At 57.3% G+C, this 22059-nt stretch carries 20 protein-coding genes, 1 tRNA gene and 1 pseudogene; 8 read left to right on the top strand and 14 right to left on the bottom strand.

The features are described 5' to 3' along the window. Positions 1-82: 82 nt before the first annotated feature. Complete coding sequence (locus GTU79_RS24230) at positions 83-664, top strand: TetR/AcrR family transcriptional regulator (protein WP_203523995.1); 582 nt, start codon at positions 83-85, stop codon at positions 662-664. A 92-nt stretch (positions 665-756) separates the two neighbouring features. On the opposite strand, the gene GTU79_RS24235 is transcribed toward GTU79_RS24230, so the two are convergent. Continuing rightward, positions 757-831: transfer RNA gene (locus GTU79_RS24235), tRNA-Gly, on the bottom strand. A gap of 162 nt (positions 832-993) precedes the next feature. Continuing rightward, positions 994-1539: an oligoribonuclease gene (gene orn, locus GTU79_RS24240; protein WP_203523996.1), complete on the bottom strand. Its 546-nt coding sequence runs from the start codon at positions 1537-1539 to the stop codon at positions 994-996. Between the two features lie 103 nt (positions 1540-1642). On the opposite strand from orn, the gene rsgA reads away from it, so the two are divergent. From rsgA to mscM, 3 genes are all read left to right on the top strand, one after another. Next, a complete protein-coding gene (gene rsgA, locus GTU79_RS24245) occupies positions 1643-2689 on the top strand; it encodes a small ribosomal subunit biogenesis GTPase RsgA (RefSeq protein WP_203523997.1) in 1047 nt (348 codons plus the stop codon). Between the two features lie 68 nt (positions 2690-2757). Next, positions 2758-3648, top strand: coding sequence for an archaetidylserine decarboxylase (gene asd / locus GTU79_RS24250; protein WP_203523998.1), 891 nt, complete (start codon positions 2758-2760; stop codon positions 3646-3648). Positions 3649-3713: 65 nt separating this feature from the next. Beyond that, entirely contained in the window at positions 3714-6986 is a 3273-nt protein-coding gene (mscM, locus tag GTU79_RS24255) for a miniconductance mechanosensitive channel MscM (RefSeq protein ID WP_253073690.1), read from the top strand. 15 nt (positions 6987-7001) lie between these two features. Here the strand turns inward: mscM and epmA are convergent, their stop codons facing one another. From epmA to efp, 8 genes and pseudogenes are all read right to left on the bottom strand, one after another. Further along, positions 7002-7979, bottom strand: a complete 978-nt coding sequence (gene epmA / locus GTU79_RS24260; RefSeq protein ID WP_132925622.1) for an elongation factor P--(R)-beta-lysine ligase — start codon at positions 7977-7979, stop codon at positions 7002-7004. A 674-nt stretch (positions 7980-8653) separates the two neighbouring features. Next, positions 8654-9460 (bottom strand): fumarate reductase iron-sulfur subunit, encoded by an 807-nt coding sequence (locus GTU79_RS24265; protein WP_132925620.1) that lies wholly within the window; start codon positions 9458-9460, stop codon positions 8654-8656. A gap of 7 nt (positions 9461-9467) precedes the next feature. Then, the gene (locus tag GTU79_RS24270) at positions 9468-10532 is read right to left on the bottom strand and encodes an FAD-binding protein (protein ID WP_214513440.1); all 1065 of its coding nucleotides are present in this window, start codon (positions 10530-10532) and stop codon (positions 9468-9470) included. Between the two features lie 98 nt (positions 10533-10630). Continuing rightward, positions 10631-11452: pseudogene (locus GTU79_RS30765) on the bottom strand (FAD-binding protein); the annotation flags it as partial. 69 nt (positions 11453-11521) lie between these two features. After that, positions 11522-12220: a fumarate reductase cytochrome b subunit gene (locus GTU79_RS24275; RefSeq protein ID WP_214513441.1), complete on the bottom strand. Its 699-nt coding sequence runs from the start codon at positions 12218-12220 to the stop codon at positions 11522-11524. A gap of 539 nt (positions 12221-12759) precedes the next feature. Further along, complete coding sequence (locus GTU79_RS24280) at positions 12760-12891, bottom strand: entericidin A/B family lipoprotein (RefSeq protein WP_132925614.1); 132 nt, start codon at positions 12889-12891, stop codon at positions 12760-12762. Positions 12892-13002: 111 nt separating this feature from the next. Beyond that, a complete protein-coding gene (locus tag GTU79_RS24285) occupies positions 13003-13128 on the bottom strand; it encodes an entericidin A/B family lipoprotein (RefSeq protein WP_413726842.1) in 126 nt (41 codons plus the stop codon). Between the two features lie 83 nt (positions 13129-13211). After that, positions 13212-13778: an elongation factor P gene (efp, locus tag GTU79_RS24290; protein WP_203524001.1), complete on the bottom strand. Its 567-nt coding sequence runs from the start codon at positions 13776-13778 to the stop codon at positions 13212-13214. A gap of 41 nt (positions 13779-13819) precedes the next feature. On the opposite strand from efp, the gene epmB reads away from it, so the two are divergent. Continuing rightward, a complete protein-coding gene (gene epmB / locus GTU79_RS24295) occupies positions 13820-14848 on the top strand; it encodes an EF-P beta-lysylation protein EpmB (RefSeq protein WP_203524002.1) in 1029 nt (342 codons plus the stop codon). A gap of 56 nt (positions 14849-14904) precedes the next feature. Here the strand turns inward: epmB and GTU79_RS24300 are convergent, their stop codons facing one another. The 4 genes from GTU79_RS24300 to GTU79_RS24315 all read right to left on the bottom strand — a co-directional run bounded on the left by GTU79_RS24300 (position 14905) and on the right by GTU79_RS24315 (position 18142). After that, the gene (locus GTU79_RS24300; protein WP_203524003.1) at positions 14905-15261 is read right to left on the bottom strand and encodes a DUF4156 domain-containing protein; all 357 of its coding nucleotides are present in this window, start codon (positions 15259-15261) and stop codon (positions 14905-14907) included. A 207-nt stretch (positions 15262-15468) separates the two neighbouring features. Continuing rightward, positions 15469-17118, bottom strand: coding sequence for a chaperonin GroEL (gene groL, locus GTU79_RS24305; RefSeq protein WP_203524004.1), 1650 nt, complete (start codon positions 17116-17118; stop codon positions 15469-15471). A gap of 45 nt (positions 17119-17163) precedes the next feature. Then, positions 17164-17457 carry a co-chaperone GroES gene (locus GTU79_RS24310; protein WP_132925602.1) on the bottom strand — a complete coding sequence of 98 codons (294 nt, stop codon included), beginning with the start codon at positions 17455-17457 and terminating at the stop codon, positions 17164-17166. Between the two features lie 214 nt (positions 17458-17671). Further along, entirely contained in the window at positions 17672-18142 is a 471-nt protein-coding gene (locus tag GTU79_RS24315; RefSeq protein ID WP_132925600.1) for an FxsA family protein, read from the bottom strand. Between the two features lie 292 nt (positions 18143-18434). On the opposite strand from GTU79_RS24315, the gene aspA reads away from it, so the two are divergent. The 3 genes from aspA (at position 18435) to GTU79_RS24330 (ending at position 22032) form a co-directional block, all read left to right on the top strand. After that, positions 18435-19871, top strand: a complete 1437-nt coding sequence (gene aspA / locus GTU79_RS24320) for an aspartate ammonia-lyase (protein WP_203524005.1) — start codon at positions 18435-18437, stop codon at positions 19869-19871. A 62-nt stretch (positions 19872-19933) separates the two neighbouring features. Beyond that, on the top strand, positions 19934-20323 hold the full coding sequence (gene cutA / locus GTU79_RS24325) for a divalent cation tolerance protein CutA (protein ID WP_203524006.1): 390 nt from the start codon (positions 19934-19936) through the stop codon (positions 20321-20323). Beyond that, positions 20299-22032 carry a protein-disulfide reductase DsbD gene (locus GTU79_RS24330; RefSeq protein WP_203524007.1) on the top strand — a complete coding sequence of 578 codons (1734 nt, stop codon included), beginning with the start codon at positions 20299-20301 and terminating at the stop codon, positions 22030-22032. Before cutA ends, GTU79_RS24330 begins: the two co-directional genes overlap by 25 nt. The last annotated feature ends 27 nt before the right edge of the window (positions 22033-22059 follow it).

Below are 22059 nucleotides of genomic sequence, written 5' to 3' on the forward strand. Positions count from 1 at the left end.
TATATTACGATATAAGGCCTTGTCAAGATGATGTATAATAGTCGCTACATGAGGAAACAATGCAGGATGAGGTAAGCGGCAAATGGCGCGCGCGCGGGTATTCGACGTTGACAGGGCAATTGAGGCGGCAACCGAGCTTTTCTGGCGTAACGGCTATGAACGGACATCCCTGGCCGACCTGACCAAAGCGATGGGCATTACGCCCCCCAGCTTCTACTTTGCCTTCGGCAGCAAGGACGGTCTGTTCAAGACGGTCCTGGAACGCTATGCGAAAATCCGTCTTGGCTACGCGGAAGAAGCCTTAAGCCAACCCACTGCCCGCGGCGTCGCGGAGCATATGCTGTACCGGATGGCGGATCTTTATACCGATCCCGCCAGTCCGCCAGGTTGCCTTGCGGTGAATTGCGCCTTGCCCTGTTTTGACGATTCGGGTCCGGTACGGCAGGCGCTCTCGTCAATACGCGAGGGCCGCCGGGCCAAGCTGCGGGAGCGGTTTCAACAGGCCCGGGCAAGCGGCGATCTGCCCGCTGACCAGGATCCGGACGAACTTGCGCGGTTTATTATGGTGGTGGGCTGGGGCATGGCGTTCGATGCGCAGTCCGGCGCGACCCGGGCCGACCTGTATCGTACCGTCGCCAGGGCGCTGAAGGCCTGGCCGGACTGATATATATACAGCGCCCGACAAGGCGCTACGCGCCGTGCCCGCCGCAGGCAGAAAGAAAAACGGACGCCCTGGGGCGTCCGCAAATCAAAATTTGGAGCGGGAAACGAGGCTCGAACTCGCGACCCCAACCTTGGCAAGGTTGTGCTCTACCACTGAGCTATTCCCGCTTTGCCGACAGTGAAAAAACGCTATCGGTATGGGGAGCGCATTATACGAGAAAACATTTTCCCTGCAAGCCCCCCGGCGCCAAAAAATCCTTCTTTTCGTTTGATTGATTAATTAATCATCGATGTGCTGGTTTTCCCGGCGGCCCGCGCGCGGTCAACCCCTCATAGCCGGATAAAATGTTCGCGGTAATAGGCCAGCTCGGCCACCGACTCGCGAATATCATCCAGGGCCTGATGGGTGCTTTTCTTGGTCAGGCCTTCCAGGATTTCCGGTTTCCAGCGGCGCGCCAGCTCTTTCAGGGTACTGACATCCAGATAACGGTAGTGGAAATAGGCTTCCAGCGCCGGCATATAACGGAACAGGAAGCGTCGATCCTGGCCGATGCTGTTGCCGCAAATGGGGGATTTGCCTTCCGGCACCCATTGGCGCAGGAATTCCAGGGTTTGCTCCACCGCGGCGTCTTCGTCCACCGTGCTGGCCTTGACCCGGTCCACCAGCCCGCTGGCGGTATGGGTGCGGACATTCCACTCATCCATCAGGGCCAGCTGTTCATCGGACTGGCGCACCGCCAGAACCGGACCTTCCGCGAGGACGTTCAGGTTGGCGTCCGTCACCAGGGTGGCGATTTCAATGATGCGATCGCGCTCCGGATCCAGCCCGGTCATTTCCAGGTCGATCCATATTAGGTTGTTCTCGTTTACCGACATGTTTTTCTCGATGTAAAGGGTTTTACGGCGTATCTGATAGAATACTGTGTATCATAGACGTTTTAGTCGCCCCAGGCGATCCATGTGCTACAAGTGAGGCGCAGTGAGCAAAAATAAACTGTCCAAAGGCCAGCAACGCCGCGTACAGGCCAACCACCAGCGCCGTCTGAAAAAAGACCGCGGCGTCGATGTGGATGATGCTCTGCTGGGGGAAGCCCAGGAAGGCATCGTGATCAGCCGCTTTGGCATGCACGCCGACGTGGAATCCGCCGAGGGTACCCTGCACCGCTGTAATATCCGCCGCACCCTTACCTCGCTGGTCACCGGCGATCGCGTGGTATGGCGACCCGGCACCGAAGCGCTGGCGGGCATCAGCGGTATCGTCGAAGCGGTTCATCCCCGCACCTCGGTGCTTACCCGCCCCGATTTTTACGACGGGGTCAAACCCATCGCGGCAAACATGGATCAAATAGTCATCGTCTCGGCGATCCTGCCGGAATTATCGGTGAATATCATCGATCGCTACCTGGTGGCCTGCGAGACGGTAGAGGTTGAGCCGCTTATCGTCCTGAATAAAATCGATTTGCTGGATAAGGAAGCCCGGCTGTGGGTGGATAAAACCATGGCTATCTACAGCCGCATCGGCTACCGGGTCATCATGGTCTCCAGCCAAACCCTGGAAGGCATGGATGCGTTCAAAACCGCGCTGACGGATCGCATCAGCATCTTCGCCGGACAGTCCGGGGTGGGTAAATCCAGCCTGTTGAACGCCCTGCTTCCCGACGAACTGGCCCCTATCGTCGTCAATAATGTCTCCGATAACTCCGGTCTCGGTCAGCACACCACCACCGCCGCCCGCATGTACCACTTCAAGCACGGCGGCCTGCTTATCGATTCCCCAGGGGTACGGGAATTCGGTTTATGGCATCTGGAGCCGGAACAAATCACCCGCGGCTATGTCGAATTCAGAGAGTATTTAGGCAGTTGTAAATTCCGTGACTGTCGCCATAATACCGATCCCGGCTGCGCCATTCGCGCCGCCGTGGATGCGGGGGAAATATCGGCGGTGCGTTTCGAAAATTATCATCAGATACTGGAAAGCATGTCGCAGGTAAAGACGCGTAAATCCTTTTCCGAAACCGATCGCTGACATTTATCCTTGCCGCCGGTACACTTTTCCCTCTTTTTTTCTTCAACCACTCACGTACGAGGTTTTAGGTGCTGGATAGGATGAAAATAGCATTGCAGTATTTACTGCCCAAACGCGCCCTGACCCTGCTGGCCGGCAGGGGAGCGGGCTACCGGGGCGGCTGGCTGACCAAGATGGCGATCGGCCTGTTCGTGCGCTACTACCGGGTGGATATGCAGGAAGCGCAGCAGCCGGAAATCTCGGCTTACCCCACCTTCAACGCGTTTTTTGTACGCCCGCTGCGTGACGACGCACGGCCCATCGATGCCGACCCGAACGTCCTGACGATGCCGGCGGACGGCATCATTTCCCAGTCCGGCCCCATCCTGGACGACCGCATTTTCCAGGCCAAGGGCCACGATTACAGCCTGGAAGCGCTGCTGGCCGGCAACGAGCGGCTGATAGAAGAATTCCGCGACGGGACGTTTGTCACCACCTATCTTGCCCCAAGGGATTATCATCGGGTGCATATGCCCTGCAACGGCATTCTGCGGGAGATGATTTATGTGCCTGGGGAGCTGTTTTCCGTGAATCCGCTGACGGCGGCCTCGATCCCGAATCTATTCGCCCGCAATGAACGGGTCATTTGCCTGTTTTCCACCGATTTCGGACCGATGGCGCAAATCCTGGTGGGCGCCACCATCGTCGGCAGCATTGAGACCGTCTGGTCCGGCACCGTCACCCCGCCGCGCGAGGGCATCATCAAGCGCTGGCATTACCCGCAGGCAAACGACGATAACGCGGTGGTCCTGCTGAAAGGCCAGGAGATGGGCCGTTTCAAGCTGGGATCCACCGTGATCAATTTGTTCGCCAAGGGCGGCGTGACGCTCAACGATCGCCTGCATGCCCGTGCCATCACCCGCGTCGGCGAACGTCTGGCCGACGGCATCCCGCACGCGGCCGACAGCCCGCAGCCCTGAGCTGCCCCCCCGGCGCGTAAAGAGGGAAAAGCGTGCGTATAACCATAATCATACTGCTGGGGTGGATGTTATCCGCCCCGCTTTTTGCCGCCGCCTTCCCCGATGAAGCGCAGGTCCGAAAAGAGCTGCAACAGGCCGAATCCAACAAAGCCGTCCCTCACCAGGGGGAAATCGTTGAATCCCTGCAGGGCGCGCTGGACTTCATCACCGAGGGCAAGGTCTCCGCCGAGCGCGGCCGGCAATACCAGAACGCCATTGACGATTTTCCCAAGCTCACCGCCGCGCTGCGCCAACAGTTGGAGACCGAGCCGGAAAAACCCGCCGAGGTCAGCGGCAAACTGTCCGCAAGCGCCCTGGAGCAGCAAATCGTGCAAACCAGCAGCCAGCTGCTGGAGCTCAGCCGGCAATTGCAGCAGGAGCAGGAGCAGGCGCGGGAGATCAGCGAATCGTTAAGCCTGCTGCCCCAGCAGCAAACGCAGGCGAGGAAAGCCCTGCGGGACGCCGAACAGCGTCTGCAGTCGCGAAACGGCGTCCCCTCGTCGCCGTTGGCGCAGGCGCAAAGCCGGCGGCTTCAGGCAGAGGCCGCCGCCCGGCGCGCCCGGGTGGATGAGCTGGAGCTGGCGCAGCTCAGCGCCAATAATCGCCAGGAATTGTCGCGCCTGCGCGCCGATGTGCTGAGAAAACGCCATGACGGCGTCGACCTGTATTTGCAGGCGCTGCGCAATCGGCTCAACGCCTTACGCCAGCAAGAAGCGGAACGGGTGTTGGAGAACACTGAACTGCTGGCCGGACAGAGCGGTAATTTACCCCAGGCCATCAGCGGCCCGTTGCAAATCAATCGCGAACTGTCCGTTGCGCTCAACGAGCAGGCCCAGCGCATGGATCTTATCGCCTCGCAGCAGCGCCAGGCCGCCGCCCAAACCCTGCAGGTCAGGCAGGCGCTGAACACCCTGCGGGAACAGGCGCAGTGGATAGGAGACTCGCCGGCGCTGGGGGAAACGCTGCGCGCCCAGATATCCCGCCTGCCCGATTTACCCAAACCGCAGCAGTTGAACAGCGATATGGCGCAGCTGCGCGTCAGCCGGCTGCATTACGAGGATCTGCTGAACAAATTGCCGCAGCCGGCGCAGGGCAAGCAAGACGACGGAAAACCCCTGACCGCGGAACAAAGCAGGATCCTGGCGGCGCAGCTGCGCACCCAGCGGGAATTGCTGACCTCCCTGCTATCGGGCTACGATACCCAGATTCTGGAACTCACCAAGCTCAAGGTCGCCAACGGCCAGTTGGTGGAAGCCATGAGTGAAATCAGGGAGGCCGCCCACCGCTACCTGTTCTGGGTGGCGGATTTCGGTCCCCTTAGCCTCGATTTTCCGCTGCAGCTGCTGCGGGATCTCAGGGGCTTGCTGTCCATCGACACCTTCACCCAGCTCAGCCACGCGCTCATCATGATGCTCACCAGCCAGGAGACTCTGATACCGCTGTTTTGCGCGGTATTGCTGGTGGGGTTCAGCATCAGTTCCCGCCATCACTACCATGCCTTCCTCGACCGCGCGGCCGGCAAGGTGGGCAAAGTCAACCAGGACTATTTTTACCTTACCCTGCGCACGGTATTCTGGTCCATCGTGCTGGCGCTGCCCCTGCCGGTGCTGTGGGCCGCCCTGGGCTTCGGGCTGCAGCATGCCTGGCCCTATCCGGTGGCGGTGGCCCTTGGCGACGGCCTGATAGCCACGGTTCCGGTATTATGGCTGTTTATGATCAGCGCCCACTTTGCCCAGCCCCGCGGCTTATTCATCGCCCACCTCGGCTGGCCGGCGCATCGGGTGGCGCGGGCGATGCGGTATTACCGCCTGTCCATCTGGCTTATCGTGCCGCTTATCATGGCGTTAATCGCCTTCGATAATCTCAATGACCGGGAATTTTCCGGCACCTTGGGCCGCTTATGCTTCGTGCTGCTGTGCGCCGCCCTGAGCCTGGTGACCAACAGCCTGAAACGATCCGGCATTCCCCTCTATCTGGATAAATCCGGTTCGGGAGATAACGGAGTTAACCGCACGCTGTGGAATTTACTGCAGTGCGCGCCCCTGGCGGCGGCGGCGGCGGCCTGCCTCGGGCATCTGGCCACCGCCCAGGCGCTGCTGGCACGGCTGGAGACCTCAGTGGCAATCTGGTTCTTCTTGCTGGTTATCTACCATATCATTCGCCGGTGGATGTTTATCCAGCGGCGCCGTATCGCCTTCGATCGCGCCAAGCAGCGGCGGTCGGAGATCCTGGCGCAGCGGGCGCGCAGCGAAGAGGATTTGTCGCCTTCCCAGCAAAACGACGCCGCGGCGGAAATGGACGAACCGTTAGTGGACCTGGACGCCATCAGCGCCCAGTCGCTGCGCCTGGTACGCTCGATATTGACCCTGGTCGCCTTTATATCGGTGCTCTGGCTGTGGTCGGAAATCCATTCGGCGTTCGGCTTCCTGGAAAATATCCGGCTATGGGATGTGAGTTCCACCGTCAAGGGCGTGGAAAGCATTCAGCCCATCACCCTGGCGTCGGTTCTGATCGCGGTGCTGGTGGTTATCATCACCGCGCAGCTGGTGCGCAACCTGCCGGCGCTGCTGGAGCTGGCGCTGTTGCAGCATCTGGATTTAACGCCGGGCACTGGCTACGCCATTACCACCGTCACCAAGTATCTGCTGATGCTGGTCGGCGGGCTGATCGGCTTCTCATGGATAGGCATTGAATGGGCGAAACTGCAGTGGCTGGTGGCCGCGCTCGGCGTCGGGCTCGGTTTCGGCCTGCAGGAGATCTTTGCCAATTTTTTTTCCGGCCTGATGATCCTGTTTGAAAAACCCATCCGTATCGGCGATACCGTCACCATCCGGGAGCTTACCGGCAGCATTACCCGCATCAACACCCGCGCCACGACCATTACCGACTGGGATCGCAAAGAGATCATCGTGCCCAACAAGGCCTTTATCACCGAGCAGTTTATCAACTGGTCCCTGTCGGATTCGGTTACGCGCATCGTGCTGACCATTCCCGCCCCGGCCGACGCCGACAGCGAAACGGTCACCCTGCTGCTTAAACACGCGGCGCAGCGCTGTCCCCTGGTGCTGGCCAATCCTCAGCCCGAGGCGTTTCTGGTGGATTTGCAACAGGGGATCATGCTGTTTGAATTGCGGGTACACGCGGCGGAAATGGGCCATCGCATGCCGCTGCGGCATCAGCTCAATCATCTGATTCTCGAGGGGTACCGTGAACACGGCCTGGAAATGCCGTTCCCGCCGTTCCAGGTCAGGATGGGGATAGTGAAACGGCCCGCCGGCTTTGAAGCCGGCTCGCGATAGCGGTTCAGACGGGTCTTAAGCCCTCTCCACCGTAAAGGCGATGACATCCGCCAGGCTGTCCGCCTTGAGCGCCAGCATCACCAGCCGATCCACCCCCAGCGCGACCCCTGAACACTCAGGGATACCGTGCGCCAGGGCCGCCAGCAGGTGCTCATCAATGGGTTGCTCCGGCAGCGACATGGCGGCACGCTTGCGGTTATCCTGCACAAAACGCTGGCGCTGCTCGGTAGCGTCGGATAACTCACGAAAGCCATTGGCCAATTCCACCCCTTTGAAATAGGCTTCGAAACGATCGGCGACCCGGTGGTCCTCGGAGCTGATTTCCGCCAGCGCCGCCTGGGTGGCGGGAAAGTGATAAACAAAGGTCGGTTTATCGCGGCCGATATTCGGCTCCACGCCCATGGCAAACAGCATCTGCAAAAGCGTATCGCGATCTTCATCCGGCGTGCATACATCCGCCAAATCAAGCTTTGCCGCGGCGTCGCACAGCTGCGCCTTATCGGCTGAAAGAGGATCGATGCCGATATGCCGGATAAAGACCTGCTGATAGGAAACGGTCTCCGCGCTGTCGCAATCCAGCGTCTGCTGTAATAAATCATCCACTTCGTTCATCAGCCGGTACATATCGTAATGGGGCCGGTACCACTCAAGCATGGTGAACTCGGGATTATGATGCCGCCCGGCCTCTTCGTTGCGAAAACTGCGGCCAATCTGGAAAATCGGTCCGCTTCCGGCCGCCAGCAGGCGTTTCATATGATACTCGGGGCTGGTCATCAGATAGAGCGTCAGGCCCTGCGCCGCACCCGGCCCGACAAAACGGGTCTGGAAAGGAGAAAGATGCACGTCCGTCACCGTCGCCTGGCTCATGGCGGGAGTTTCCACTTCCAGTAAGCCGCGATCGGTAAAAAACTGCCGGATCTGCGTCATAATAGCCGCGCGTTTTAATAGATTGGCGATGGAGGCGCTGGGTTGCCAGCTTGCCGTTTCGCTCATGTTCAGTCCCTCCTGATTCAAACCGGGGATGCAGTCTACCCGTATCCCGCCGGGTAAACAAATTCATCGTCACACCCGAAGAGAGGTATAGCCCATTGCACGCCGTTCGATAAGGTGTCAGGTCGGGGCAGAATGATAGATCGTAAACACGCCGTAAATCCGTCCCTGGAAGCTCGATCCACGCCATCCCTGGCGTGGACGGTTTACTCTTCTATCATCCTGCCCCTCCCCATTGGCTTCACTCAAACTTTCAGCAATCGTGCCCATGAACTGACAATGCCAGAATGCGGTAGTCCCGTTTTCACATGATGTGAAACCGGGCGTGTTAAAGGGAGAGCGTGCCGATGGGGTCGAAGCAGGCGTGGTTTTCCCGCCTGCCCGAGCGCCCCATGGCACGATAGGCCCGCGATCATCGAACGTGCAACGAGCCGGTTAAAGGGAGAGCGTGCCGATGGGGTCGAAGCAGGCGTGGTTTTCCCGCCTGCCCGAGCGCCCCATGGCACGATAGGCCCGCGATCATCGAACGTGCAACGAACGTATTAAAGGGAGACCGTGCCGGTGGGGTCGAAGCAGGCGTGGTTTTCCCGCCTGCCCGAGCGCCCCATGGCACGATAGGCCCGCGATCATCGGACGCGCAGCGAACGTGTCAAAGGGAGACCACCCCTCCTCCGCGGCTAAGCGATGGTCGCCATCTTCCTGCGCAGATAGGCTATCTGGCTTTGCAGCGGCAGCTGTTTCGGGCAGACATCATGGCAGGCCAGCAGCGACATGCAGCCGAACACGCCGTTATCATCGCCGATAACCTCATAATAATCGTCATCGGTGCGATCGTCCCGTGGATCCATCCGGAAACGGGCTATTTTACCCATGCCCACCGCGCCGATAAAATCGTGCCGCATCTGTGCGGTACCGCAGGCGGCAACGCACGAACCGCATTCGATACAGCGGTCAAGCTCATAGATTTTCTCGGCCAGCGTGGGATCCATCCGCTCTTCCGCCTTGCTCAGATTGATCTCCTGCTCCTTGATATGCACCCAGGTTTGCAGCCGCTCGCTCATGCCGTGCATCCACTTGCCGGTATTCACGGACAAATCGCCAATCAGCTCAAAGAACGGCAGCGGGGTCAAAGAGATCTCGGTCCCCAAGGATTTGGTCAGGGTACGACAGGCCAGACCGGGCCGGCCGTTGATGGTCATCGCACAGCTGCCGCAAATACCCGCGCGGCAGACAAAATCGAATTGCAGGGTCGGATCCTGATGCTGCCGTATCTCATTCAAGGCGATAAACAGGGTCATGCCTACCGCTTCTTCCACCTGATAGCTTTGCATATGCGGCTTACTGGCGGGATCCTGCGGGTTATAGCGCAAAACGCGCAACGTCAGCAAACGATTCGGCGCCTGCTTCTCATTGTTACCATTACCGGTATAAGCAGCGACCTGGGCCGGGGTAAGCGGTACGTCATTATTTTGATTTTCGTTCATAATCAGCTCATCTATCCAGTGGCTCATCAATGCGTTCATTAAGCCCGCGCAATTTGGCTGGCAGCTTATCGGTGTAAGACATGATCGCGTCCTGAACGGCATATCGATCCTGACCGGCCATGCGCTGCTTGATTTCTTCCACTTCGGCGGCGCGCTTGGGGGTATCGGGATGATCGATATAGTCTTTGGCGCCATAACCACGCCATCCCGGCGGGAGCTCCATTTTCATCACGTCCAGGTCTTCGTATTCCAGCTCCGGCAGCGTGGCGTTGTCATCCCGCCAGAAAGAGAGGGTACGCTTGAGCCACTGCTGGTCATTACGGTGCGGGAAGTCCCTGCGGAAATGGGCGCCGCGACTCTCGGTACGCTGCAGGGCGCCATAGGAAACGGTGAGCGCCAGCTTGATCATTTTCTGCACCCGATACGCCATCACCAGCTCGGGGTTCACGCCGGGAACCCGATTGCTCACGCCGATATTGCGGCTGCGCACCAACAGCTCCTGCAGCTTCGCCACCCCTTCCTGCAAGGCCTCGCCGCTGCGGAAAATCCCCACGCAGCGGGTCATGGTGTCCTGCATTTCCATATTGAGCTTAAAGGCGTTTTCAGTACCGCCGCCGTTTAGCAAGACCTTAAGCTTCGCCTCTTCCCGCCGGCCGAACTCATTCACCAGCCCCATGGGAATATCAAAATTGCTGCCGATGTTATCGCAAAAATCAGCGATGAATTCGCCGACGATCATGCCGGCCACCACGGTTTCCGCCACCGAGTTGCCCCCCAGGCGGTTAAAGCCGTGCATATCCCAGCAGGCGGCTTCCCCGGCGGCAAACAGGCCCTTCAATTTACGGGACTCGCCGGTGGGATTGGTACGTACCCCGCCCATGGTGTAGTGCTGCGCCGGGCGGACCGGGATCCATTTTTCCGCCGGGTCGATGCCAAGAAAGCTTTCGCAGATTTCTTTGACTTCACGCAGGTTGTGCTCGATGTGATGGCGCCCCAGCAGGGTGATATCCAGCCACAGGTGATCGCCGAAGCGGGATTTGGCCCCCTTGCCCTTGAGGATATGCTCCTCCATACGACGCGATACCACATCCCGGGAAGCCAGCTCCTTTTCTCCGGTTCATAGTCCGGCATAAAACGGTGGCCGTCCACATCCCGCAACAGCCCGCCGTCGCCGCGGCAGCCTTCCGTCACCAGGATGCCCGCCGGTACGATGGCGGTAGGATGGAACTGCACGGCCTCCATATTGCCCAGCGGCGCAACGCCGGTTTCCAGCGCCAGCGCATGTCCCATGCCTTCGCAAATCACGGCGTTGGTGGACACCCGGTACAGCCTGCCGGCCCCGCCGGTGGCGATGGCGGTGGCCTTGGCCACATAGGCAACCAGTTCACCGGTGATAAGATCCCGCACAATGGCCCCATAGCAGCGGGAACCGTCGTGGATCAGCGCTAGGGCTTCCTTACGCTCGTGGATATCGATTTTTTCCGCAATGGCGCGATCGCTGGCGGTAAAGAGCATGGCATGGCCGGTACCGTCGGAAACGTAGCAGGTGCGCCATTTTTTCGTACCGCCGAAGTCGCGCTGGGCAATCAGACCCTGCGCCTCGTCACGTTCGGTAATGGTGACCTTTTGGCTGTTGATGATAACCTCGCGATCGCCCTTGGTAATCCGGCTCCAAGGACAGCCCCAGGCGGCCAGCTCACGCACGGCCTTGGGGGAAGTATTCACAAACATGCGCACCACATCCTGGTCCGCGCCCCAGTCGCTGCCGCGCACCGTGTCTTCAAAATGAATGTCTTCGGTATCTCCCTGCCCCTTGATGACGTTAGCCAGCGACGCCTGCATACCGCCCTGTGCTGCGGCGGAGTGGGAGCGCTTCGGCGGAACCAGTGAAAGAAGGGTGACATCATGTCCGCGGCGTTTCGCGCCAACGCCTAAACGCAAGCCCGCCAAACCGCCGCCGATAACCAGTACATCCGTTACGATAGTTTTCATTTACCACCCTCATTTACTGATTGAACAGCCCAGGTTGGGGTGTAGGTTTCATTAGGATTATGCCTGTGTTCATAGCCGATTTTCATATAAGCGACCAGCGTGAGTAAGCCGATAATCATGAAAAATGCGGTCAAACCCCATTTTATTTTTCAGAGTTTTGCGCGGAGCATTGGGAATACACCATTTGATCGCCAGGCGATAAATACCGATACCGCCGTGTAATTCAATGGCTATCAGCATAATCAGGTAAAAGGGCCATAGCATATCGCTCCACATGCGCGCGCCGGATCCGTAAGGACCGATGAGCTGAGGCCAGAAAAACATCTGGTACAGATGGGCAGACGCCAGGAAGAAGAGGGCGAAGCCAGTATACACCTGCCATATCCACAGCGTGGTGTCTTCGTGATGCATGCCTTTCATATGAACGCGATAGGCGCGATATTGCTTATAGCTGCCGGGAAATTTACGCACTGCCAGCAGGGCATGGAACACAAAAAGAAAGGCCACGCAGCCTACGACGATGGACACGATCCAGGGATAGCTTTTTCCGCCGAAAAAGAAATAGCCTTCAAAAAACTTGGTGATGGTCCACATCGCATCGCGGCCCAGCAGAATGGATGCGACAAAAAACATATGCCCGCACATGAACAGAAATAATAACAGGCCGGATAAGCTTTGCAGCAAATCCAGCCGGGCGGGCAGACGCGACTTCTTAGCCTTATCGGCTAAACCTGCTCGGTCTATCAGTACATCTTCTTCGTTTGACATGGAGTCCCTCCATTGGAACCAAGAAAAAGCTAAAAGGCCTTTCGTTGAACTGCAGATTATAAGGGTTGGAATAGTGTGGTCTTGATTTCTGTCAATTCATAGAAGAAGCATAAGAAAAGTATTATTTTTTTTGAGTAAATTAATTATTTTTTCCAATATTTAATTTGCTCAAACCTCAGAGTATAGCGGAGTATATTGAAGTAACTTTTGACGCAGGTATCAAATATCGTTAAACGGCGGGTTTATGAAAATTCGGTATAGCCGGCTTGTGTTATTGATCGATTCAGCATGCCGTCGCTACGGATGGTACGACGGTTCCACTCGGGGGGACGATAAAGGGATACAACTCTTTTCCCTATCACGCTTCTTCACGGCATACATAAAATAAGGCTCCACAAAACCAGGGAGCCATTGACGCTGTTTAACACGCCAAAGAGCCGGCATCATCGGGATAAATCCGGCGCGATCGCGCTAAGAGGCAAGGTGCCTGTGCCAGAATCAAGACCGGCAAAGATACGCAGCCGCGACACATCAACTATTTATTGCGCAGTGCGCTGAATAGCCTGGCCACCGGCAGAGACATCTTCCCCTACCCCGCGCGTGGTATTGCACGCCGCGAGTGAGGAAAGGATCAGCAGGGCAGCGACGGCCAAAACACTTTTTTTCAGCATAACAATTTCCTTTTTAGTGAGCTTTAGAAGTACGTCTCTTTAAGCTTAGTAAAAAAAGTGTATAGCGCTCGCCTTTCTCTGAAATATTCTGTAATAGTGCTGCCAGCCGGCCTATTTGGAAGCGGCGTGGGAGATTTTCCCGCCCAGATGCTGCACATCCTCGCCAAAACCGCGGGTGGTGTTACAGCCGCTCAGCGTCGCCAACGTCAAAAAAGTAATAACGATCAGTTTTGTCATTCTGGATAACATAATCGCCGTATTCCTTGCTTGCCTGGAAAACACCGGAAAAACCGTCTATTGACAGCATTCCCGGCCTGCCTTTATTTCACGCGGGAGACATAAGCGCCGGAGCGGGTATCTACCTTGATCACTTCGCCAATCTGCACGAACAGCGGCACTTTCACCACCGCGCCGGTGCTCAGCGTGGCGGGTTTGCCGCCGGTGCCGGCGGTGTCGCCCTTCAGGCCCGGATCGGTATCGGTGATTTCCAGCTCGACAAAATTGGGCGGCGTCACGGCGATGGGCTGGCCGTTCCACAGCGTTAGAACACACTCGGCCTGCTCTACCAGCCACTTGGCGCTATCGCCTACGGCTTTGACATCGGCGGCCAGCTGGTCGAAGGTTTCATTATTCATGAAATGCCAGAATTCACCGTCGTTATAAAGGTAAGTCAGGTTCACATCCATCACATCCGCCGCTTCAACGGAGTCGCCGGATTTAAACGTTTTTTCATACTCCCTTCCGGAGAGCAGCTTACGAATCCTTACGCGGTTGAACGCCTGGCCTTTGCCTGGTTTTACAAACTCATTATCAACGATCGCACAGGGCTCATCGTCTTGCATGATTTTGAGACCGGAACGGAATTCGTTGGTACTATAAGACGCCATGGTGGTCCTCTTAATATAAACTTGGTAATTAAGCCAAAAAAATGGCAGACATTGTAACCCGAAATACCCCAACTAGAGAAGATTGGTTGCTGCAACTTGCTGATGTCGTCACCGATCCCATAGAACTGCTGCAACAACTCCATCTCGACAACCACAAGGAATTACGTGAAGGGGCCGCCGCGCGGCGACTGTTCCCTTTTCGAGTGCCAAGAGCCTTTGTCAAGCGCATGGAACCGGGCAACCCCCACGACCCCTTGTTACGGCAAATTTTGACATCCAGGGAGGAATTCCTGGATGTACCGGGTTTTAGCGCCGATCCGCTGGAAGAACACCAAAGCGTGGTGCCGGGCCTGCTGCACAAATACCATAACCGCGCGTTGCTGCTGGTCAAAGGCGGCTGTGGGGTGAATTGCCGCTACTGCTTCAGACGCCATTTCCCCTATCAGGATAACCAGGGCAGCAAGGGCAACTGGGCTGCCGCCCTTGAGTATATCCGCCGTCATCCGGAACTGAACGAAATCATTTTTTCCGGCGGCGACCCGCTGATGGCGAAAGATCGCGAACTGGCGGAGCTGATAAGCGGCCTCGAAACCATTGATCATCTTAAAACCCTGCGCATTCACACCCGCCTGCCGGTAGTGATACCCGCCCGTATTACGCCGGCGCTGTGCCAACGCCTGGCGGACAGCCGTCTGAAAACGGTGCTGATAACCCACATCAACCACGCCAACGAAATAGACCGGCCGTTCACGGAAAGTATGGCACAACTGCGCCGGGCGCAGGTGGTTCTGCTCAATCAAAGCGTGCTGCTGCGGGGCGTCAATGACAGCGCCGATACCCTGGCGGCGCTGAGCGAAGCGCTCTTTGCCGCCGGGATACTGCCCTATTATCTGCATGTCCTGGACCGGGTGCAGGGCGCGGCACATTTTATGGTGCCCGATGACGAAGCCCGGATAATCATGCAGCAGCTGATGACCAGGGTCTCGGGTTATCTGGTGCCGAAGCTGGCGCGGGAAATCGGCGGCGAGCGCAGCAAAACACTGATTGACATAGGACTGCGACAGCGGTAATCGATGTCACCGTCCCGGTTATCGGGACGATGGCTGGCGTGCGGGTGCGTGAAAGACTAAGGGCAATTATACACTTCGCCCTGAAGCTTGCTGTCCAGCGGCACAAAGCTTGACAGGTAGGTTTCCGTCTTACTTACCGGGCTTGCGGCCTTGTAAATAACGTTACCGCCCATCGCCGCGGCTTTATTGCGCAGGTCATTGGCCGCGCCGCGCATTGAGCTGTCTTCGCCGCCTTGCCCCGACAGCCAGTTACTTTGCGTACCGACCACCGTACCCAGCAGACGGCAGTTGGCCGCCGGCTGATCCTCGGTGAATTTAACCGACTGGCCGGCCGCGGACAATGGGTTACCGGTACTGCATCCCGCTAATAACAAAGAGCCTGCGCAAAGACAGAGTAGAAATTTGATTCGCATCGTTTTCCTCGAATTTTAATTTGTCCGGCAAAAGTTTTACTGTGCGCCATGCTTCCCTTGGGCAACCGACAGCGAAAAACCACTGTTAACCTTGCCCATACTGCCCACTGTTTATACCTTAAAAACGTGCCGGTTGATAATTTTTTGCCAAAAAAACAAAACCCCCGGAGACCGGGGGTTAAGAAAGCTAACGGTGAAGCAGGGGCATTACATCATGCCGCCCATGCCGCCCATCCCGCCCATACCGCCGCCGGCACCACCTAAATCAGGTTTGTCGTCACGGGGCAGTTCGGTGATCATCGCTTCAGTGGTGATCATCAGACTGGCAATGGATGCTGCATATTGCAGTGCAGAACGGGTGACCTTGGTCGGATCCAGGATACCCATGGCGATCATGTCGCCGTACTCTTCCGTTGCCGCGTTATAGCCCATGTTGCCGTTGCTGGCTTTAACGTTGTTGGCGATGACGGAAGGTTCTTCGCCGGCATTGGCCACGATCTGGCGCAGCGGCGCTTCCATGGCACGACGGGCAATCTTGATGCCGACGTTTTGATCTTCGTTATCGCCACGCAGTTCGGTGATGCTGTTGGCAACGCGAATCAGCGCAACGCCGCCGCCGGCAACCACGCCTTCTTCAACCGCGGCACGGGTAGCATGCAGGGCGTCTTCCACGCGGGCTTTTTTCTCTTTCATTTCCACTTCGGTAGCGGCGCCGACTTTGATGACGGCTACGCCGCCGCTCAGCTTGGCGATACGTTCCTGCAGTTTTTCACGATCGTAATCGGAAGTGGCGTCTTCGCTTTGCTGTTTGATGGTGGCGATACGGCTGTCGATATCGGCTTTATCACCGATACCGTCGATGATGGTGGTGGTGTCTTTGGTGATAACCACACGTTTAGCCTGGCCCATGTCTTCCAGAGTGGCTTTTTCCAGTTCCATGGCGATTTCTTCGGAAATCACGGTACCGCCGGTCAGGATGGCGATATCCTGCAGCATGGCTTTACGACGGTCGCCAAAACCAGGGGCTTTCACGGCGGCGACTTTAACGATGCCGCGCATGGTGTTCACCACCAGGGTGGCCAGGGCTTCGCCCTCAACGTCTTCAGCGATGATCAGCAGCGGTTTGCCTGCTTTGGCAACGGCTTCCAGCACCGGCAGCATTTCGCGGATGTTGGAGATTTTTTTATCAGCCAACAGGATGAACGGGCTTTCCAGTTCAATGGTGCCGGTTTCCGGTTTGTTGATGAAATAAGGAGAGAGGTAGCCGCGGTCGAACTGCATACCTTCCACAACGTCCAGTTCATCTTGCAGACCTGAACCTTCTTCAACGGTAATCACGCCTTCCTTGGTCACTTTTTCCATGGCTTGAGCAATAAGCTGGCCTACGGTTTCATCGGAATTGGCGGAGATGGTGCCCACCTGGGCGATGGCTTTGAAATCGGAACAGGGCACGGACAGTTTTTTCAGTTCTTCAACCGCGGCGATAACCGCTTTGTCGATACCGCGTTTCAGATCCATCGGGTTCATGCCGGCGGCAACGGCCTTCAGGCCTTCATTGACGATGGATTGAGCCAGAACGGTGGCGGTGGTGGTGCCGTCGCCCGCAGCGTCATTCGCTTTGGAGGCAACTTCTTTCAACATCTGGGCGCCCATGTTTTCGAATTTATCTTCCAATTCGATTTCACGCGCTACGGAGACACCGTCTTTGGTGATAACGGGCGCACCGAAGGATTTATCCAGCACAACGTTACGGCCTTTGGGACCCAGGGTCACTTTTACCGCGTCTGCCAGGACATTAACGCCGCGAAGCATTTTGATGCGAGCGTCGTTACCGAATTTTACGTCTTTAGCTGCCATTTGAATTTCCCTTAAATTCGTTCAGTTCAGATGATTACGCGCGAATTACGCCTCAACAATTGCCAGAATGTCGCTTTCGGACATGATCAAGACTTCTTCGTTATCGATCTTTTCTACTTTCACGCCATAACCGTCGTTGAAAATCACGATGTCGCCTACTTTCACATCCAGCGCTTTGATTTCGCCGTTTTCAAGGATGCGGCCATGGCCAATCGCCAGGACTTCGCCACGGGTGGATTTGCCCGCCGCGGAACCGGTCAGGACGATACCGCCGGCCGATTTGGATTCAACTTCTTTGCGCTTGACGATAACGCGATCATGTAATGGACGAATTTTCATTGAAAGCTCTCCTTAAGAAAGTCCGTATCTGTTTCGGGATGAATGCCAGGCATGCCCTCATGCCCGGCCTCGTGGTGTTTAAGATGGGGGCGTTCAGTTACGCTTCAAGGGGGAAATGAAGATTTTTTTTGCCCGAATGGCCATATTTTACACACTGCGAATGAAACACATTCTAAATCAATCAGTTAAATAACATGTTTCTTCATGTGCGATTTTATCTATTTTCATCGTCCGGGTGATGCTCGATGCGGTCGCGGGAAACGTCTTTACGCTTGAACTCTCCTTCGAACGTCTCGCCGCCGCCCTGGGAACCGAAGCCGCCGCCGCGCTGAAAATGCAAATAGGGCAGCAACCGCAGGGTCAGGGAAGTCTGCACGGGCGGCAGCAGCAGCAGCAGGCCGAGGAAATCGGTAAAAAAGCCCGGCAATAACAGTAAAAATCCCGCCAGCAGGACAGACACGCTTTTGATCATTTCCGCCGCCGGGCTTTCGCCATTGGCTATCTTGACCTGCATTTGGGTCAGGATGATCATGCCCTGCGCCCGAACCAGCGAGACGCCGATAAACGAGGTCAGGATCACCAGCAGCAGGGTAAGCAGCACGCCGATGGCCTGCGCTACCTGGATAAACAGGGTGATTTCGATATAAACCACCAGAAAAATAACCAGCAAGGGTAACCAACGCACCAGACTCTCCTCAGAGTAAATTCAACCGCTTAATATAACGCCTTTAATTGTAATGGCATCAGTGCAGGCGTTATTCAACCCGTGGACCGGGCTTCTTTACCACACTTTACACCTAGTGCGCTTCTGTAATAAAAAGTTAAACATTCGTGATCAAGTTAATAGCCGATAATGCTTTTCAGCATATAATGACGCACACAATGCGCATTGCCAGTGTAACGCGCTGGATATTAAAATGATTGCGCTATTATCCCTTAGCACCAGTCCACATCATCGCTTTTTAAGGAAGTACGCCATGGCGAATAACATCCGTATAGAAGAAGACCTGCTAGGCACCCGTGAAGTTCCCTCCGACGCCTATTATGGCATCCACACCCTGCGCGCCATCGAAAATTTTCGTATCAGCAATACTAAAATCGGCGATATACCGGAATTCGTGCGCGGCATGGTGCTGGTAAAAAAAGCCGCGGCATTGGCCAACAAAGAGCTTAATACCCTGCCCCCTGCCATCGCCGATGTCATCGTCGCCGCCTGCGATGAAGTCCTGAATAAGGGCCGCTGCCTGGATCAATTTCCCATTGACGTCTTCCAGGGGGGCGCCGGCACCTCGGTGAACATGAACACCAACGAAGTACTGGCCAATATCGGCTTGGAGCTGATGGGGCATCATAAAGGGGACTATCCGTTCCTCAACCCCAACGATCATCTCAATAAATGCCAGTCCACCAACGACGTTTATCCCACCGGCTTTCGCATCGCGGTCTACAGCTCCATTCTCACCTTGATAGACGCCATCGACCGCCTGGGGGAGGGTTTTGAACGCAAGGCGCGGGAGTTTTCCACTATCCTCAAAATGGGCCGCACCCAGCTGCAGGACGCGGTGCCCATGACGCTGGGCCAGGAATTCCACGCCTTCGCCGTTCTCTTGAAAGAAGAAAACAAAAACCTGCTGCGCACCGCCGAACTGCTGCTGGAGGTGAATCTCGGGGCCACCGCCATCGGCACCCGGCTCAATACCCCGGAAGGCTATCAGGTCCTGGCGGTGCAAAAGCTGGCCGAGGTCAGCGGCCTTCCCTGCATCCCGGCGGAAGACCTGATAGAAGCCACCTCGGACTGCGGCGCTTATGTCATGGTGCACAGCGCATTAAAGCGCCTGGCGGTAAAACTCTCAAAAATCTGCAATGACCTGCGCCTGCTCTCTTCCGGCCCCCGCGCCGGCCTCAATGAAATCAACCTGCCGCAGCTCCAGGCCGGCTCCTCCATCATGCCCGCCAAGGTCAACCCGGTCATTCCCGAGGTGGTGAACCAGGTCTGCTTTAAAGTCATCGGCAACGACACCTGCATCACCATGGCGGCGGAAGCGGGCCAACTGCAGCTTAACGTCATGGAACCGGTTATCGGGCAGGCCATGTTTGAATCCATCCATATCCTGACCCACGCCTGCGACAACCTGCTGGAAAAATGCATCGGTGGCATCACCGCCAACCGGGAGGTCTGCGAATCCTATGTTTTTAACTCCATCGGCATCGTCACCTTTCTGAACCCGTTTATCGGCCATCATAACGGGGATATCGTCGGTAAGATCTGCGCCGAAACCGGTAAAAGCGTCCGCGAAGTGGTGCTGGAGCGCGGACTGCTCACCCCCGCGCAGCTGGATGATATTTTCTCGCTGGATAACCTGATGCATCCGACATACAAAGCCCGGCGCTACGACGACGAAAAACAGTTATAACCGTACGGCCCGCGGCGGGATAACCGGTTATACTGCGGTGGTCATCATCACAGGAGGCCATCATGGCAGCGCATTCCCCGGACCGGACACATCCCGCCGTCCAGCCTATATCCCCCGGCCATCCCGGCAGCGCCGCACCGGGAAACGTGGTGGTGCTTTGCACCGCGCCCGATGAAGCCGCGGCCCGCGATTTGGCGGCCAAACTCCTGGATAACAAGCTGGCGGCCTGTGTTACGATGCTGCCCGGCGCCCTCTCCCTGTATCGTTGGGAAGGCGAACTGGAGCAGCAGCAGGAAGTACAGATGCTGATCAAAAGCCATACCCGGCATCAACAGGAGCTGATTACGTTGATAAAAACCCACCACCCTTATCAAACCCCTGAACTACTGGTGCTGCCCGTACTGGGCGGGGATGCGGATTATTTGTCATGGCTCAACGCCTCTTTACGCTGATTTTCCTGGCGCTGCTGCTCGGCTTCCCGCCGGCGCCGGCTTCGGCCGCTCTGTTCGGCGGCAACGCCGCCCCGGCTTTCGTCAAGGCCGATGAGGCGTTCGCCTTTGATTTCCAGCGGCACGGCACCGATATCCGCCTGAATTGGCGGATTCGTCCGGGTTATTATCTTTATCGCCAACAGATCAAGCTCGAACCGGTGGATGCGGTGCTGGGCAAGGTGGTCATGCCCGCCGGCGGCAATCACCACGATGAGTTCTTCGGCGATACCGAGATTTACCGGAACACATTGCAGATTGGCATCCCCTTGCTGCACGCGGCCGAAGGAGCCACGCTGCGGGTCACCTATCAGGGCTGCGCCGATGCCGGGTTCTGCTACCCTCCCGAAACCCGCACCGTTCCCCTGCCCATCGCCTCGGGGGACATGTTCGCTTCACTCGCCCCCGCCGGGACCGTTTCACCGGCGCCGGCGACCGCCGCCGCCTCGCCCTTTTCGCTGTGGTGGGCGCTGCTGATAGGTATCGGCATTGCCTTTACCCCCTGCGTGCTGCCCATGTACCCGCTGATTTCCGGTATTATCCTCGGCGGCAATCGGGCGTCCCTCAGCACCGGCCGGGTGCTGCTATTGTCCCTGGTCTATGTCCAGGGCATGGCCATTACCTATACCCTGCTGGGCATCGCCGTGGCGGCGGCGGGATTGCCGCTACAGGCGGCATTACAGCAGCCGGCGGTGCTGATTGTCCTCTCGGCGCTGTTTATCGCCCTGGCGCTCTCCATGTTCGGTCTGTTCACGTTGCAACTACCCTCCTCGGTGCAAACGCGCCTGACCCTTTGGAGCAACCGGCAACGGTCCGGCTCGCCCTGGGGGGTATTTGTCATGGGCGCGCTGGCGGCGCTGTTTTGCTCCCCCTGCACCACCGCTCCCCTCAGCGCGATATTGCTGTATATTGCCCAGAGCGGCAATCTCCTGATGGGCGGCTCCACGCTGTATCTTTATGCCCTGGGCATGGGCATTCCGCTGATCCTGGCGGCGTTGTTCGGCCACAGACTGCTGCCCCGCGGCGGCGCCTGGATGAAACAGGTTAAAGAAGGGCTTGGTTTTGTTATCCTGGCCCTGCCGATCTTTCTGCTGGAGCGTATGCTGGGGGACCGGTGGGGCGACCGGCTATGGAGCCTGCTGGCGGTGGCGTTTTTCGGCTGGGGGTTTTTACTGAGCCTCAAAGGCGCCTATCGCGGCAGCCGCATCGTGCAAATCGCCCTGCTGGCCGTTATGCTGGTAGCGGTGCGGCCCTTGCAGGACTGGGCGTTTCCCGCCGAACGGGGCGCCGGCGCCGAGGCAAATCTTGCCCCTGCGCCGGGATTTAACCGGATCGGCACGCTGGATGAATTGACCCGCGAGGTCAATAACCCCGCCGGCAAACCGGTTATGCTGGATTTTTATGCCGACTGGTGCGTGGCCTGCAAAGAATTTGAGAAATACACCTTTAACGCCGCCGGGGTACGGCAGGCCATGGACAGGATGACGCTGCTCCAGGCGGACGTCACGGCCAATACCCAGGAACATGCCGCACTGTTGAAGCAGCTGCGGGTCCTGGGTTTACCGACCATTATGTTTTTTGACGCCCAGGGACGGGAAATCCCCGATTCCCGGGTGACGGGCTTTATGGACGCGGCGGAGTTTCAGCGGCACTTACAGAAAATTATCCCGTAAACGACCTGTTTCAACGGGACCAGCCAG

The organism is Sodalis ligni, assembly GCF_016865525.2.
GTDB classification, from domain to species: domain Bacteria; phylum Pseudomonadota; class Gammaproteobacteria; order Enterobacterales; family Enterobacteriaceae; genus Acerihabitans; species Acerihabitans ligni.